Origin of the sequence: Paraburkholderia sp. SG-MS1, from assembly GCF_012275575.1 — a bacterium.
Taxonomy (GTDB): domain Bacteria; phylum Pseudomonadota; class Gammaproteobacteria; order Burkholderiales; family Burkholderiaceae; genus Paraburkholderia.
Map to the genome: position 1 here is coordinate 1 of NZ_NPIH01000153.1, position 268 is coordinate 268.

Genomic DNA, 268 nt, shown 5'->3' on the forward strand with positions numbered 1-268 from the left:
GTCGAGCCCGTGCTGCCGTCCGGATACGTCACCGTCACCGTCGAACCCGCCTCGGCCGTACCGCCCACCGTCAGGCCACCATCGGCGTTCGGCGTCACATTCACCACCGGCGCGTCCGGCGGCGTCGTGTCCGTGTAGGTCACGTCCGTCGGCGCGCTGTGGTAGCCCACCGCATCGGTGGCGACCGCTTCCACCACGCCGCTGGTCTGCGGAACATGGGTCGTCACACTGTAGTTACCCGAGGCGTCCGCCACGGTCGAAGCCGTGC

General features: G+C 69.8%; 1 protein-coding gene. It reads right to left on the reverse strand.

Going from position 1 to position 268, the window contains the following annotated elements; all coding sequences use genetic code 11:
- Positions 1 to 254, reverse strand: a 254-nt coding sequence (locus CIC12_RS11855) for a hypothetical protein (protein ID WP_238812543.1), incomplete at its 3' end; no start/stop codon positions are given.
- Positions 255 to 268 lie beyond the last annotated feature (14 nt).